This window comes from Actinoplanes missouriensis 431, assembly GCF_000284295.1.
Lineage (GTDB): Bacteria > Actinomycetota > Actinomycetes > Mycobacteriales > Micromonosporaceae > Actinoplanes > Actinoplanes missouriensis.
Genome location: NC_017093.1, coordinates 2,687,438 through 2,702,927, shown reverse-complemented (window position 1 = coordinate 2,702,927; position 15,490 = coordinate 2,687,438). Strand labels below are relative to the sequence as shown.

12 protein-coding genes are annotated in these 15,490 nt (G+C 71.6%); 7 read left to right on the top strand and 5 right to left on the bottom strand.

All coding sequences use genetic code 11. The features are described 5' to 3' along the window. Window positions 1–67 precede the first annotated feature (67 nt). On the bottom strand, window positions 68–262 hold the full coding sequence (locus AMIS_RS12730; RefSeq protein WP_041829726.1) for a hypothetical protein: 195 nt from the start codon (window positions 260–262) through the stop codon (window positions 68–70). A gap of 198 nt (window positions 263–460) precedes the next feature. Here AMIS_RS12730 and AMIS_RS12725 point away from each other — a divergent pair, with 198 nt between their 5' ends. Next, a complete protein-coding gene (locus AMIS_RS12725; RefSeq protein ID WP_014442695.1) occupies window positions 461–1,303 on the top strand; it encodes an SDR family oxidoreductase in 843 nt (280 codons plus the stop codon). 142 nt (window positions 1,304–1,445) lie between these two features. Here the strand turns inward: AMIS_RS12725 and AMIS_RS12720 are convergent, their stop codons facing one another. Continuing rightward, the gene (locus AMIS_RS12720; protein ID WP_014442694.1) at window positions 1,446–2,114 is read right to left on the bottom strand and encodes a Bax inhibitor-1/YccA family protein; all 669 of its coding nucleotides are present in this window, start codon (window positions 2,112–2,114) and stop codon (window positions 1,446–1,448) included. Between the two features lie 244 nt (window positions 2,115–2,358). Here AMIS_RS12720 and AMIS_RS12715 point away from each other — a divergent pair, with 244 nt between their 5' ends. The 5 genes from AMIS_RS12715 (at window position 2,359) to AMIS_RS42595 (ending at window position 9,289) form a co-directional block, all read left to right on the top strand. Continuing rightward, window positions 2,359–3,582 carry a cytochrome c biogenesis protein/redoxin gene (locus AMIS_RS12715; protein ID WP_172666583.1) on the top strand — a complete coding sequence of 408 codons (1,224 nt, stop codon included), beginning with the start codon at window positions 2,359–2,361 and terminating at the stop codon, window positions 3,580–3,582. 116 nt (window positions 3,583–3,698) lie between these two features. Next, window positions 3,699–5,075, top strand: a complete 1,377-nt coding sequence (locus AMIS_RS12710) for a dihydrolipoyl dehydrogenase family protein (RefSeq protein WP_014442692.1) — start codon at window positions 3,699–3,701, stop codon at window positions 5,073–5,075. Between the two features lie 111 nt (window positions 5,076–5,186). Further along, complete coding sequence (locus tag AMIS_RS12705; RefSeq protein WP_041829725.1) at window positions 5,187–7,928, top strand: helix-turn-helix transcriptional regulator; 2,742 nt, start codon at window positions 5,187–5,189, stop codon at window positions 7,926–7,928. 444 nt (window positions 7,929–8,372) lie between these two features. Further along, window positions 8,373–9,089: an alpha/beta fold hydrolase gene (locus tag AMIS_RS12700; RefSeq protein WP_041829724.1), complete on the top strand. Its 717-nt coding sequence runs from the start codon at window positions 8,373–8,375 to the stop codon at window positions 9,087–9,089. Window positions 9,090–9,121: 32 nt separating this feature from the next. Further along, a complete protein-coding gene (locus tag AMIS_RS42595) occupies window positions 9,122–9,289 on the top strand; it encodes a hypothetical protein (RefSeq protein ID WP_014442689.1) in 168 nt (55 codons plus the stop codon). A 67-nt stretch (window positions 9,290–9,356) separates the two neighbouring features. Here AMIS_RS42595 and AMIS_RS12695 read toward each other — a convergent pair whose 3' ends face one another. Next, complete coding sequence (locus AMIS_RS12695) at window positions 9,357–12,104, bottom strand: helix-turn-helix transcriptional regulator (protein ID WP_014442688.1); 2,748 nt, start codon at window positions 12,102–12,104, stop codon at window positions 9,357–9,359. Window positions 12,105–12,319: 215 nt separating this feature from the next. Between AMIS_RS12695 and AMIS_RS12690 the strand changes: the two genes are divergently transcribed. After that, window positions 12,320–12,964 (top strand): response regulator, encoded by a 645-nt coding sequence (locus AMIS_RS12690; protein ID WP_197538100.1) that lies wholly within the window; start codon window positions 12,320–12,322, stop codon window positions 12,962–12,964. On the opposite strand, the gene AMIS_RS12685 is transcribed toward AMIS_RS12690, so the two are convergent. Further along, on the bottom strand, window positions 12,961–13,320 hold the full coding sequence (locus AMIS_RS12685; RefSeq protein ID WP_041830780.1) for a response regulator: 360 nt from the start codon (window positions 13,318–13,320) through the stop codon (window positions 12,961–12,963). The two genes, AMIS_RS12690 and AMIS_RS12685, sit on opposite strands and share 4 nt — an antisense overlap. Before the next feature lie 40 nt (window positions 13,321–13,360). Continuing rightward, window positions 13,361–15,370, bottom strand: coding sequence for a sensor histidine kinase (locus tag AMIS_RS41605; protein WP_231859292.1), 2,010 nt, complete (start codon window positions 15,368–15,370; stop codon window positions 13,361–13,363). Window positions 15,371–15,490 lie beyond the last annotated feature (120 nt).

Sequence of the window (15,490 nt, the reverse complement as noted above, 5' to 3'; positions counted from 1 at the left end):
GTGGAATACTCCGGCACCTCGATCACGGCGCGCGTCCACCGCCGCCGACTACGCGGTTGCCTTCCTTTCATTTCTCTGCTCTGCGGGGCGCCACGGAGATCAGCTCCACCCAGGGACGCCAGCGGGTCTCCCCCGACGGGTCCGGTCCGGTGGCGCTGATCGCTGCGGCGTCACCGATGGTCTTCTCGCCGTCACAGGGTGAGGCGAAGGCGAGGCCGAACGCCGCTGCCACGGCGAGTGGCGCGATGCGGGTAACCAACATGAGCAAGGTCCTTCCTCTGGTGCTTCGTTCCGATCGACGCACCGCAGGTCGCCACGTTCACCGAGGGGATCCGCGACACACCTCAGCCGGCCGTGGCAGTTCCAGGGCCGCGACCAGTGGCGGCCCCTGGGGCCAGAACCGCTGCGCGCCGGAAACGCTGGGTCCGGGTCGCAGCTGCCGACAGGAAGGACACCATCAATGGACGAGCCCAAAATATGGCTGGTTACGGGCAGTTCGAGAGGGCTGGGGCGGGCCATCACCGAAGCCGCCGCCTCCTCCGGCGCGAAGGTGATGGCCACCGCGCGCCAACCCGATCAACTCAACGACTTGATCACGGCGTACCCCGGCCGGGTCGAGACCGTCGCGCTGGACGTCACCAATCCGGCCGCCGCCCGCCGGGCGGTCCGGTCCACTGTGGAAGCCTTCGGCCGTCTCGACGTCGTCGTCAACAACGCCGGGTACGCCGACAGCGCGCCGATCGAGGAGATGTCCGACGAGGGCTTCCGTGCCCAGATCGACGCGAACCTGTTCGGTGTGGTCAACGTGACCCGGGCGGCGCTGCCGGTGTTGCGCGCACAGCGCTCCGGCGTGTTCGTACACGTCACGTCGATCGGCGGCCGGGTCGGCGGCGCCCCCGGCATGAGCGCCTGTCAGACGGCGAAGTTCGCCGTCGAGGGCTTCTCCGAGGTGCTCGCCGCCGAGACCGGCCCGTTCGGCGTCAAGGTGATCATCGTAGAGCCGGGCGCGTTCCGCACCGAGTCGCAGGACTCCTCGCTGGTCCGGCACCCGGCCGGTCCGGACTACGAGGCCACCGTGGGTCGGAGCCACCGTTTCGGTGACGAATCGCAGGGCGCCGAACCGGGCGATCCGGCCCGGGCCGCCGAGGTGATCGTCCGGGTAGTCACGCTGGACGACCCGCCCCGCCGGCTACCCCTCGGCTCCGACGCGCTGACCGCGGCTCTGGCCGCCGGCGCGGCCCGCACCGCCGAGGCCGCGAGGTGGGCGGACCTGAGCCGCTCGACCGACTACCGAGCCGCCTGAGCCGGCAATCGGGATCAGCCGGCGTTCCCCCGGTGCCAGCTTCGTTCGCGGCCGGCACCGGGGGTCTCCGCTTCACCGTGCCGGTGGACCACGTCGGATGTCAGGCAGGCGCATGCCCGCCCGTTGCCGCAGCCCCGCGGCTTCACCTGTTGTCCCGGCCGCCCGAGAAGATCTGCAGGAAGAACAGGAATACGTTGAGGATGTCCAGAAAGATCGACGCGGCCACCAGTGGCGCGGATGCGACATCGGTCGACCAGCGCAGCCGCTGAAAGTCGATCACGACCAGCCCAGCGAAGATCGCCAGCCCGAGCACGGCGTAGACCAGCGCGCCGTTCGGGATGCTTACGAAGATCAGAACGATGCTGAACCCGATCAGCCCGACCAGGGCCCAGAACAGGATTCGGGACAGTCCCGACAGGTCTCGGCGGACGGCGTAGCCGGTCGCGCCGAACCCGGCGACGAACAGCGCGGTCGCCCCGCCCGCCCGCCACAACGCCTGCGGGTCGGAGCCGGCGAACTGGGCCAGCGCAGGCGCGGCCCCGAGCCCCATCAACAGGCCGAAGACGATCAGCAGCCCGACCGTGACCGGGGTGGACCGGCGGACCGCGAACCGCAGACCGATCAGGGTCCCGAAAGCAGCGAGGAACGCGACGAGGCCGGCACCGGCGCCGAGGTTCCGCCCCAGGTAGGCGCCGGCAGCGAACAGCACGGTGACTCCCGCGACGTACCCCATGGCCGGGGCGAAGAGGGCGCGGTCGCGGTAGCGGTGGCGGGCGGCGAACCCCGCCGGGCGGTAGGTGAAGGTCTCCATCAGATGCCCCTGTGCTCGAGGTGTCAGGTACTTCCTCGACCTTCGTCCGCCAGCAGCTCAGGCCGCGCCAGGGCGAGTCCCTGGCCCGGCACTGGCGGCGGTCGCACGAACCACCAGGGGGCCACGGGCGGCGACCGTCACGCGGCGGCCCAGGGGCCAGGCCAGGGTACGTACCGGGCGCGCCGCCCCCCGTGAATCCGCCACGGTGACCTTCATGAACGTCAATCTGGCTCTGATCGGACTCGTGGGCGGCGTGATCACGGGTCTGTCGCCGTGCATTCTTCCTGTGCTCCCGGTGATTCTGTTGTCCGGCGGCGCACAGGGCGCCCGCGCCGACACCTCCGCCCGCGGGCGCCGCCCGTACCTCGTGGTGGCCGGCCTGGTGCTGAGCTTCAGCGTCTTCACCCTGGTCGGCACGCTGGTGCTGGCAGCGTTACCGCTGTCGCAGGCGGTGATCCGCTGGATGGGCCTGGGTGCTCTCGTGTTGCTGGGCATCGGGTTGATCGTGCCCAGGGTCGAACGATGGCTGGAGGCACCCTTCTCCTGGATCCCGCAGCGCCGCGTCGGTACCGAGGACGGCGGTTTTCTGCTCGGCCTGGCCCTCGGTACGGTCTACGTGCCGTGCGCCGGGCCGGTACTGGCCGCCATCGCCGTTGCCGGCGCGACCGGCCGGATCGGCGCCGGCACGCTTGTGCTGACGGGCGGCTTCGCCCTGGGCACCGGACTCAGCTTGCTGCTCTTCGCGCTCGCCGGGCGGGCGGTGGCCGAACGGGTCAGCGCGTTCCGCCGCCGGCAGCGGGCCATCCGGATCGCCTCCGGGGTCGCGGTGCTGGGCCTCGCGCTCGCGCTCACTTTCAACGTCGCCTCCGTGGTGCAGCGGGTCATCCCGGACTACACCGCCGCGCTGAGCCACGGCATCGAACGGCTCGGCCCTCCGGTGCACGAGTCCACCGGGGACCCGCTCCTCGCCGCGTGTGTGGCGGACTCGCTGTACCAGGCGCCCGAAGACGTGCAGGACTGCGGGCCGGCGCCGGCGTTCCCGCAAGTGACTCGCTGGTTGAACACGCCCGGCGGGCAGCCGGTCGACCTGGCCGCGCTGCGCGGCAAGGTGGTGCTGGTCGACTTCTGGACCTTCGACTGCATCAACTGCCGCCATGTCATTCCGCACATCGACAGCTGGTATCGCGACCACCACTCGCAAGGTCTCGAGGTGGTCAGCGTGCACACGCCGGAGTACGCCTTCGAACGCGAGATCGGCAGCGTCCAGGCGGCGGCCGGCCGGCTCGGCGTCGGCTATCCGATCGCCGTCGACAACGACTATGCCAGCTGGTCGGCTTGGAACGTGCTGGCGTGGCCGACGATTTTCGTCGTGGATGCCAGCGGGACAGTCCGCTACATCGCGACCGGAGAGGGCCGTTACGACCAGACCGAGCGGGTCATCGAAACCCTGCTCCGCCAAGCCGGATAACAGCTGCCCGTACCGGGCGTGAACCGGACACGGCCCGCGCGGCGTGTGCCCTGGCCCCCTGGACCAGGGCTCACGCCTGGGGTGGCCGGGCACCGACGACCGTCAGGATTCCGTTCATGCAGACGTTTGATGTCGTAGTGGTGGGTGCCGGCCCGGGTGGTGAGGTTGCCGCCGGGCGCCTCGCCGAGGCCGGCCTGTCAGTGGTGATCGTGGAGGCCGACAAAGTCGGCGGTGAGTGCTCGCACTACGCGTGTATGCCCTCGAAGGCGTTGTTGCGCCCGCACGACGTGCTCGCCGAGGCCCGGCGGACTCCCGGCGCCGCCGAGGCGGTGACCGGTTCCCTGGATCGCGGCGCGGTCCTGCGCCGCCGTGACGACCTGATCGGGCACCTTGACGACGCGGGACAGCTGCCCTGGCTCACCGACCGCGGCGTGCACCTGGTCCGGGGCTGGGGACGGCTGATCGGTGAGCGGCTGGTCGAGGTGGCCGGCTCCGCTGCGCAGCCGCAGCGGCTGCGGGCGAGACGGGCGGTGATCCTGGCCGGTGGCACTGCCGCCACGATCCCGGACATCGACGGCCTCGCGCAGGCCCAGCCGTGGACGAACCGCGAGGCCACCACGTCCGCCCGGATCCCCGCTTCGCTGGTGGTGGTCGGTGGCGGCGTGGTCGGGGTGGAAATGAGCCAGGCCTACGCCGGGCTCGGCACCCGGGTCACCCTGATCGAAGGTCCTCGTGGGCTGCTGCCGCGCGAGGAGGACTTCGTCCGCGAGCACATCACCGCCGGCCTCACCGACCTCGGTGTGGAGATCCGCACCGGCCGGCAGGCCACCGCGGTACGACGCGACGGCGACACCGTCACGGTCACCCTCGACCAGGGGGACCCGGTCACCGCCGAGGAGGTGCTCATCGCAGCCGGTCGTACACCGCAGAGCGCGGGGCTCGGGCTGGCACACGTGGGTGTCCCGGACAACGGGTTCGTCAAGGTCGATGACCGGATGCGGGTACCGGGCACGGACTGGCTGTATGTCGTGGGCGACCTCAACGGGCGCGCCATGTTCACCCACATGGCGAAGTATCAGGCTGCGATCGCGGCCGCCGACGTGCTGGGCGGAGACCTGACCGCCGGACACCTCGCCGACGGCCCGGGTGCACCCCGGGTCATCTTCACCGACCCGCAGGTGGCCGCCGTGGGGCACACCACCGCCACCGCCGCGGCGGCCGGCCTGCGGGTACGTGTCGTGGACGTGCCCACCGACGGCAACGCCGGCGGGGCGTTCACCGGCGGCAGCCGCGGCACCGCCCGGTTCCTCATCGACGAGGACCGCGACGTGCTGGCCGGCGTGACGATCACCGGATCGCAGGTGGCCGAGTTCCTGCAGGCGGCCACGATCGCCGTCGCCGGCGAGGTGCCGATGCGCCGCCTGCGCCACGCCGTTCCCGCTTTTCCGACCCGCAGCGAGATCTGGCTGCACCTGTTCGACGCTGTGGGCTGAGCCCGGCGAGGCACTGGTGTACCCACGGGACTGATCCCTGGGGTCCTTGTCCGTCTGCGCCCGGCCGATCAACGATGAACCGGTCAAGTACAGCGGACAGGAGGCAAGACATTGTTGCGGGGCCGAGACAATGAACGAGCGGTTCTCGCCGGGTTGGTGGAGGCGTCCCGTGGCGGCCACAGCGGTGCAGTCGTGCTGACGGGCGCCGCGGGCATGGGCAAGACCGCGCTGCTGGACGAGGCGGTTGCCGCGGCCCGCGACCTTCCGGTCGCCCGGGTCGCCGGAATCGAGTCGGAGCGGGAACTGCCGTTCGCGGCGCTGCACCAGCTCTGCGGGCCGCTGCTCCCCCGCATCGACCGGCTGCCGCAGCCACAGCGCGACGCGCTGGAAATCACCTTCGGCCTGCAGGCGGGGGCCGTGCCCGAACCGTTCCTGGTCGGGCTCGCGGTCCTCAGCCTGCTGGCCGAGGCGGCCGCGGAGCAGCCCCTGGTGTGTGTGATCGACGACGCGCAATGGCTCGACCAGGCGTCCGCACGGACCCTGGCCTTCGTCGCTCGCCGCTTGCTGGCCGAGTCCGTGGTCATGATCTTCGCTGTCCGGGAGCCGGCCGCAGAGACCATGAGCATCCTGCGGAGCCTGCCGGAGCTGCGAATCACCGGGCTGCGTGACGCCGACGCGCGGGAACTGCTCGCCGAGGTGGTGCGGTGGCCACTGGACGTCGATGTCAGGGAGGCGATCCTGGCGGAGGCACGCGGAAACCCGCTCGCCCTGCTGGAACTGCCGCAGACCTGGTCACCGGCCACACTGGCCGGCGGATTCGGGCTGCCGCAAGGCCGCATCGAGGAAAGTTTCCTGCGCCGCGTCGACATCCTGCCGGCCGATGCCCGGATGTTGCTTCTGCTGGCGGCCGCCGACCCGGTCGGCGACACTGCCCTGCTTCGGCGAGCTACCGCTCATCTGCAGCTCAGTCCGGAGGCGGGGGACCCGCTGCGCACGGCCGGGCTGCTGCAGATCGGCTCGCGCGTGGTGTTCCGCCACACGCTGGTGCGTTCCGCGGTCTACGGCGCGGCGTCGTCGGCCGACCGGCGCCGGGCGCATCAGGCCCTCGCCCACGCCACCTCGCCGGAAACGGATCCCGATCGCCATGCGTGGCACCACGCGCACGCCACGATCGGCGAGGACGAGTCGGTCGCGCTAAAACTCGAGGCGTCGGCTGGGCGTGCCCAGGCACGGGGTGGTCTGGCCGCGGCGGCCGCATTCCTGCAACGGGCGGCCGAGTTGAGCGCCGACCCGGCGCGCCGGGCGGACCGCGCGCTGCTGGCTGCCCGGGCGACCTATCGTGCCGGGTCGCCCGACGCCGCGACCGCGTTGCTGGCCAGTTCTTCCGCCGGTCCGCCGGACGAACTGCGTGGCGCCCGCATCAGCCTGCTGCGCGCGGAGATGGCGTTCGCCTCGCCCACACGCAGCACCGAGGCGCCCGGGCTGCTGCTCGACGCGGCTCAGCGGTTCGAGGGCATCGACGTTGTCCGGGCCCGCAGGACATACCTGGCGGCGTTCGCCGGAGCGGTGTTCGTCGGCCGGTTCGCCGGCGACACGGGGCTGGCCGAGGTCGCCGCCGCTGCCAGCAAAGCTCCGCTCCCCGAGGGCGCGGCCGCCGCGCCGGACCTGCTACTCGACGGCCTGGCGCAGTTGTACACCGACGGGTTCGACGGCGGCGCCCCTCTCGTGCGGCGGGCGCTGGACGGCATTCGCGGTAGCGCTACCGACCAGGACATGGTCGAGCAGTTCTACGTCGTGTCGCACGCCGCCCACACGGTATGGGACGACGAGACCTGGCAGGAACTGACCTCCCGGCATCTGCGGATCGCGCGGACCACCGGCGCGCTCAGCGGTTTGACCTTCATCCTCTACCAGCGGCTCGCCCTGCATCTGCACCAAGGTGAGATCGCACAGGCGGCCGCGCTGATCGACGAGGTCGACGCGGTAGGCGTGGCCACCGGTGACGGCCAGCCGCCCGTAGCGGCGCTCGCCGTGGCCGCGTGGCGCGGTCAGGAAGCCGACGTGGCGCGACTGCTGCCTGGTGTCACCGAAACGCTCACCGCACGCGGCCAAGGTGCGGTGCTGACGGCCATGCACATGTTCACCGCGGTGCTGCACAACGGGCTGGGCCATTACGCGCAGGCGCATGCCGCGGCGACAAACGCGACGTCGTACCCGCCGGAGGCCGGGTTCGCGAACTGGGCGCTGGTCGAGCTGGTCGAGGCAGCCGAACGCTGCGGTGACCGGGCGGCTGCCTCTCAGGCTCTGGAGCGGCTCGCCACCCGTACCGGTCCGAGCGGCGGCGAATGGGGGCTCGGCGTCGAAGCACGTTCGCGGGCTCTGGTCACCGACGGTGCGGCTGCCGAGCCGCTCTATCGCGAGGCGATCGAGCGGCTGGGCCGGTGCCGCGCCGCGTTCATGTCGGCCCGGACCCACCTGGTGTACGGCGAATGGCTACGCCGGGCCGGCCGGACCTCCGACGCGCGTGCCGCTCTGCGTACGGCGCACGAGATGTTCGTGTCCTTCGGTGCCGAGGCCTTCGCCGAGAGAGCCGGCCGGGAACTGGCCGCAACCGGCGCGCCCGCCCGGTCCCGGGTGCTCGCGGCGTCGACCGAGCTGACCGCCCAGGAGCGGCAGATTGCCCGGCGCGCCCGCGACGGGCAGTCGAACGTGGAGATCGGCGCCGAGCTGTTCCTCAGCGGCCGCACCGTGGAGTGGCATTTGCGGAAGGTCTTCACCAAGCTCGGCATCAGCAACCGTCGGGAGCTGCGAACCGCGCTGCCGCAGAACGCCCTGGCGGGGCTGCCCGGCTGATCACCGTCTCGGCCGGCGGGGTGGCCCGCGGATCCCGGCGGCGTCAGTTGCACCACCCGGAAACCGCCGGGGCCGGCGAAGTCGGCGTCCTCCCGGAACCCGATGCCGGTGTAGAACGCCTTCGCCCGGTCCACGTCCGTGACCGGCAGCACTACGATCTCCAGCTTGAAGTCCACCATGTCGTACTCCCATCGCTGCCGGGTGCCCGTACGGCACCCGCCACCGACGATGGCCCAGCCACCGGCGCCACGCCCCAGGGCCGGACCCTGGCCGGATCCCGGGTGACGTTCGCAGCCCGCCGCTACGCCCAGCAGGTCACCGGCCGCGGCGTGTGCCGCGCCAGGGTCCCGGGCCGGGGCGGACCAGGGCCCGCGCCGGGGGCGGACGGTGTCCCCGGGCGGCGAGTCTTTTCGGCACAGCCCAACCGCGTTTTCGGAGGAAGCCATGCCCGATGTCACCGTCGTCCTCGTCCACGGTGCGTTCGCCGAGTCGGCCAGTTGGAACGGCGTGATCGAGCGCCTCGCCGCCGCGGACGTCGCTGCCGTCACGGTTGCCAACCCGCTGCGCGGCGTCGCCACCGATGCCGCCTACGTCCGTGATGTCGTCGCGTCCCTCGACACGCCCGTCATTCTGGTCGGTCACTCGTACGGCGGTCAGGTCATCACCCAGGCCGCCGCCGATGCCCCGGCCGTACGCGCCTTGGTGTTCGTGGCCGCGTTCGCCCCCGAGATCGGCGAAACCGCGCTGGTCCTGTCCAACCGCTTCGTGGGCAGCACGCTCGGCGACGCCGTCGTCGCCCGCCCGCTGACCGGCGGTGGCCTCGAGCTCTCGATCTCCCCCGCGAAGTTCCCGCATCAGTTCGCCGCGGATGCCGACCCGGGTCAGGCAGCGCTGATGGCGATCACTCAGCGGCCGATCACCGAAGCCGCCCTCAACGAGGCCCTGACCGGTGACGAACCCGCCTGGCGACGGCTGCCGAGCTGGTTCATCTGGGGAAGCGAGGACCGCAACATCCCGGCCGCCGCGCTGCGCTGGATGGGCGAACGCGCCGGCGGCAAGGAGTTGATCGAGATCTCCGGCGCCGGGCACGCCCTGCCGGTCTCCCAACCCGATCCGGTCGCCGACACGATCCTGCAGGCCGTCGCCGCCGTGCGCGCCTGACCGCCCTCCGTACTGATCGAAGGAGGTAGGAAATGCCACGCACGACGAAGTCCCGCGTCCCGCCGGCCGCCCAGCGCGGGAAGGCTCAGCGGGCGCATGCCAAGGTCGTCAGCGGGCCGGGCGCCCCGCATCTGGTCCTCGCCTCGCACCCGGGCATCACCACAGCGCGGATCGAGCGGGCAGCCCGCGAGACCGAGTGATCTCATGCCGAAGGGGCCTCGCGGTGCGCGGGGCCCCTTCCCGACGCCGGGTGATGCGCCGGCCGGGTCAGCCCGGGTGCAGGCTCGCGGCGAGCTCGCGCCGGGACGTGATGCCAAGCTTGAGATAGACCTTGCGCAGGTGCCACTCGACCGTCCGAGGACTCAGGAACAGCATCGCCGCGATCCCCGGGTTACTCTCCCCCGCCGCTGCCAGCCGCGCCACCGCCGACTCCTGTGCCGTCAGAGCCATCGTATCGGCCGCCCCCGCACCGTGCTGGCGCCCGGTTTCACCGGTCGCAGCCAGTTCCCGCCCGGCCCGCTCGGCGAAAGCCTCGGCCCCCATGGCGGTGAACGCGTCGTGCGCTGCCCGCAGGTGCGACCGTGCCTCGGTGCGGCGATTGGCGCGGCGCAGCCACTCACCGAAGAGCAACCGGGCCCGGAAGCCCTCGATCGCTGTCTCGGTGGTGAACAGATCTACCGCCTCCCGGTAACGTTCCTCGGCTTTCCCCGGCGGGCCGGCGAGGGCGTCGGCGACCGCCTGCGCGCCGAGTGCCCATGAGGTGCCGGCCGCCGCGGTCCGCTCGGCGAGCCGATCCCGCGCCTCTGCCGCCGTCACCGCGTCCCCGGCTCGTGCGGCCGCTTCGACGAGTTCGCTCAGCAGCCGGCCGTGCAGGGCCAGATCCTCGTGGGAGGCGCCGTCCCGGGCCGCGTTCAGTGCCGCCTGGTGATCTCCGAGCCCGTTGCCGAGCACCGCTTTGGCGTGGCTGGCCAGCGTGTGCAGCCGGCCGTCACCGCGTTCGGCGGCCTCGCGCAGCTTTGAGTCGATCAGCGGTGCGGCGGACCGCTGGTGACCCCTGTAGGCGGCCAATGTCAGACGGGCCGACTGCTGGACCGGCCCGCCGGTTGCCTGGCTGACCGCGTCCACTTCCGCCAGCAGATTCGCGGTGTCGGCGAAGCGGCCCGCGGACAGCAGGCTGTCCGCTCGCAACACCAGCGCAGTAGGGAGCAGCGAGAGTGCGCCGGTTGCGCGGGCGAAACAGACCGCCTGCTCGCTCATCCGGTCGGCGAGATCCATCCGGTACACCTCGTGCGCCACCGGCGACGCCAGCCAGATCAGGCCGGCGTCCTCCGGCGCTCCCATCGCGTCCAAGGCGCTGTGCAGTGCCGGCATCGCCGCGGCGTGGCCGTCGAGGACCCAGGAGACCAGGCCGGCCAGGAGCAAATCGGGGAAGCTCCGCCCGGACGGCACGTCACGCGCCGCCTCAGCCGCCCGACGCAGATCCTGTCCACCGAACCGGCCGGCGTACACGGCTGCACCGAGCGCGGTGAGAAACGTGTCGCGGGCGGCGTCCCGGTCGAACCTCCGGAGACGGTCGGCGGCGGCGAGCAGCGCCGGTCCCGCGGTGCGGCCGGGTTCGAGCGCGAATGTCACGTGCGCGCGCAGCCGCTCGGCCCGGGCCCGTTCGAAATCGGGCAGGGGCGCCATTTCGGCCATCGCCAGCAGGTCCGGGACTTGAGCGTACGAGCCGGCGGCAGCCCGGGCGGCGGCCGCGTCCAGGAGAAGCGCACCGCGGCGGGCCGGCGTCCCGGTCAATCCGGCTGCCCGTTCCAGGAAGGCTGCGGCCGCCGACCGTCCGCCCCGTGTCCGCGCCCGGTCGGCCATCCGGACCAGCTCCGCGGCGACCTCCTCGTCCGCGCCGGCAGCAGCGTGCGCCCGATGCCACGCCCGCCGGTCCGGGTCCCGGACCGGATCGGTCACCTCGGCCAGGGCCTGATGCACCTGTCGCAGGTCGGCCGCGGTTCCTGAACGCCAGGCCGCCGAACGCACCAGCGGATGCCGGAACCGCACCGAGATGCCGAATTCGATCAGCCCGTCGGTCTCCGCCGGCATCACCGCCTCAGGGTCGACGCCGAGCAGCCGCAACGCCCGCCACAGCAGCACGGTGTCACCGACCGGTTCAATCGCTGCGGCCAGCAGCACCGTACGTGTGTCCCGTGGCAGAGCGGCGATCCGCCGGCGGAAGCCCTCCTCGACCCGGCCGGCCAGTGGGGCCGGGCTCAGGCCACCGAATCCGAAAGCCAGCTCCGCCGGCGACAGCCCGCGCGTCAGCTCCAGCAGCGCGAGTGGGTTGCCGCGCGTCTCGGCCACGATCCGGTGCCGTACGTGCGCATCGACCGGCCCCACCAGCACCGAGTTCAGCAAAGCCTGCGCGTCGGACTCCGGCAGGCCCGGCACCGTCAGCTCCGGAACCCCTCTCAGGACGTCACCGCAATCCTGCTCTCGCGCGGCGAAGACCAGGGCCACCGATTCGGCGTCGAGCCGCCGGGCCACGAATGCCAGGATCAGCCCGGACAACCGGTCCAGCCACTGGACGTCATCGATCAGGCACACCACCGGCTTCTCCAGGGCCGCCTCGGCGAAGAGGCCCAGCGTCGCCATCCCGAGCACCAGCAGATCGGGGGCTGCACCGTCGCTGAGCCCGAACGCGATGTTCAAGGCAGCACGCTGCGGCTCCGGCAGCCGCTTCAGGTGGCTCAGCAGCGGGGCGCACAGCTTCTGCACACCGGAGTAAGTGATTTCCGACTCTGACTCGACCCCGGACGTGCGCAGAATGTGTACGCGCGACCCGCGCCCGGCCAGGCAGTCGAGCAGTGCGGTCTTCCCACTGCCTGCCTCGCCCCGAAGCACCAGGGCGCGGCTTCGCCCGGCACGGACATCCCGCAGCAGCTCGTCGAGGACACGCTGTTCCTTCCGGCGGCCGAGCAGCTCCCTGCGGCGGCCCCGCACCGCGCCGCCGTTCGTGGTGGCCTGCACGGCTATGCCGCCATCCGTTCGGCGCGGGCGGTGTCCTGCTCCCGCTGGCCGATGGGTAGGCACGGAGACCAGTGTTCGCACATGCCATCAGTCTCGGCAGGGCGTGCGCCCGGCACATCGAGGCCAGCGCGACTCTGCGGGTACCGGCTAGCTGGTATCCGTGGCGCCCGTGCCGGTCGTAATAGTCTTTCCCCTCGAGGAGGATCATGAGCGGCTTGCGGGTAGTGGTGGCGGAGGACGACGTCCTGTTGCGGGAGGGCATCGCCAGTCTCCTGGAACGCTCGGGGTTACAGGTTCTGGGCCAGGCCGGTGACGGTGTCGAGTTGCTCGCGCTGGCCCGTCGTACCCGGCCGGACGTCGTGGTGGTCGACGTGCGGATGCCACCGACGCATACCACCGAAGGTCTCCGGGCTGCCGGGGAACTGCGCCGGGAGCTGCCGGAGACCGGGATTTTGGTGTTGTCCGCGCACGCCGACGTCGAGCAGGCGATGGAGCTGCTCGCCGGCGGCCGGCGGATCGGCTACCTGTTGAAGAGCCGGGTCCCCGACGTGGCCGAGTTCGTGGCCGCGATCGAGCACATCGCCGCCGGCGGCTCGATCATTGATCCCGGTCTGGTCGAGGAATTGGTGAGTGCACAGCGACGCGACGATCCGCTCGCCGTGCTCAGCGCCCGCGAGCGCGAGGTGCTGGCTCAGATGGCGCAGGGACAGTCCAACGCCGGCATCGCCCGGCGGCTGTTCATCACCGAGGGCACTGTGGAGAAGCATGTCCGCAGCGTCCTGGCGAAGCTGAACCTGCCGGAGACCGACGACCACCACCGCCGGGTCCTGGCGGTGCTGACGTTCCTCGACGCCGTTTAAACGGTGGACAACAGTTCGCGGACCGCGCGGGCCGACAGGCTGGCCTTGTCCAGGAAGCCGATCGCGGGGCTGCTGGCGACAAGATCGGCGTAGTCGTCACCGGCGTGCGTCGAAATCATGATCACGGGGGTGGGCCGTGGCGTTACGGACAGCTGCCGGGCCAGCTGGAAGCCGCTCTCCGCGCCCAGCTTGATGTCGACCAGAGCCACGTCCGGTGCCAACGCTGCGGCCTGCCCTATCGCCTCGGTGATGTGCGTGGCGGCGCCCACGACGACGAGGCCCTCGCGCTCCAGCAGCTCACGGGCGGCGGCAAGGAAGTGGCGGTTGTCGTCCACAAGCAGGCAACGCAGTGTCACCACTCCAGGGTGGCAGCCCCGCGACGCGTTCGCATTCCTGCTACCGGGAGTCATCGGACGACGTGAGCGGTATCCGGCAGATGACGGTGGTGCCCTCGCCCGCCGGACTGTGCAGATCGAATGTCCCGCCCAATGCCTCGATGCGGTCCTTGAGCCCGAGAAGGCCTGTGCCGCGAGCCGGGTCGGCACTTCCGACACCGTCGTCGCAGACCCGCAGCGTCAGAGAGCCGTCCGTCACCTCCGCGTCCACCTGGACCGCCGACGCTCCCGCGTGTTTCACCGCATTGGTCAGCATCTCCGACACCACGTAGTACGCACCGACCTCCACCGGCTGCGGCAATCGGCCGTCGACGCGTACTTCGATCCCGACCGGCAACGGCGAACGCCGCCCGAGCGCCCTCAGCGCCGACCGCAAGCCGGAGTCGGACAGCACCGCCGGGTGAATGCCCCGCGACAGCTCTCGCAGCTCGTCGATCACTCCCAGCAGATCCGCGGCGACCTCGTTCATCTCCCGGTGGTCGTCCCCGCGCTGCTGGGCATCCATCGCTGCCGAGCGCAGCCGCAGTGCGAGCGCGACCAGTCGCTGCTGCGCACCATCGTGCAGGTCCCGTTCGATGCGGCGCCGAGCCTCATCAGCGGCGGCCACGATCCGCGCCCGGGAACTGATCAGCTCGGCGTGGCTCTGCGCGTCCGCCACCGCGGTCGCCACCAGCTCGGTGAACACGGCCATCCGCGCCTCGGTGTCGTCCGGTAGCCGGCCCTCGCCGGAGCCAACCGCGATCATGCCCCACAGCCGGCCGTTGACGTGGATGGGCATGCCCACGGCGGAGATCAGTCCCTCAGCGGCATACTTGTCACCCCCGGGAAGATTCCGGTAGTCGTCCACCCTGGCGGTCTGCCCGGAGCGTTGCACGGCCGCCGTGAGCCCGGTCGCCGGGTAGCCCTGCCAGGCCTGGCCAACCTGCACGTGCGGACCGGTGGTGCCCTCGTTGGCCAGCAGTGTCGCGGTGCCGTCCAACTCGTACCGGATCAACCGGGCCGTGCCGTTGCCGAAGTGGCGCAACACCTCCTTGGTCACTGCCGCGAACACCACTTCCGGCGCCACCCCCTGCGCGATGAGCAGCGCCAAGCGGCGCAGCGCCTCCTGTGTCTCGGCAAGCACCCGCAGTTCCTGTTCGGCCTGGGCATTGGCGATGGCGAGAGCCGCGAGCTCGATGAAGTCGCGGATCCGAGCCTCCGTGCCGGCCGGGAAGTCCTCCTTAGCAGTGCCGGCCACCACCACACCCCAGCGTCGCGGGCCGACCATCACGGGTATGGCGATCGTGGCCCGCACCCCCAGCTTCTCGACCAGAGCCCCGAGCGGTCCGTTGCGGAGCGCCGCACCGGACATCCGAGCCGCCTCCCCGGTGTGCAGGACCTGGCTGAGAAGCATCCCCGGCTTCAGCTCGATGCGGGACGCAACCGGCAGATCCGCGGTCACCCCGCCATAGGAACCGACCACGGTGACCGACTCCGACTCACCCGTGACCGGCTCGGCGCGGCGGGTCACGAAGGTGGCGTCAGCGCCGATCAGACCGGCCAGTTCATCCGCGACCGCGGTGAACACGGCGGCGGGCTGGGCGCCGCCGGCGACCAGCGTCGCCACTCTCCGCAGCGCGGCCTGCTCCTGCGCCAGCGCGATGTGAGCCTGATCCGACTCCACCAGCCGCTGGCCGGCGGCCGTCGCCACGGCTCCCACGATCACCGCCGTCGTGATGGACAGGCCGAGCACCATGAAGGCGTTGTTGTCCAGCTCACGGAACGGCGGTAGCCCGAACCAATCGTACGCCAGCACGGCCCCCGCTCCGACCGGCAGCGCGTACAGGATGCCGCCGGCGCGCGCGACCGCGAGCACGCTGCCCAGCAGCGCCACGCCGAGAGCCACAGCGGGCAGGTGGAACCGAGGAGCGACCAGACACAGAGCCGTCCAGATCGCGAAGGAGGCCGCACCGGCGACGACCGACAGGCCGATCTCCGCGGGGAAGGGCAACGAGGACCGATTCCTGTACACCCCTCGAGGCTCGCACATCGCCTGACGCCGACCCGCACACGCCGCATCCCTGAAGCACATCTGACCGCAGGGGATCGGCGGGGCCGGTGGCATGCCTGCGGACAGCCTGCCCCTGGGCCT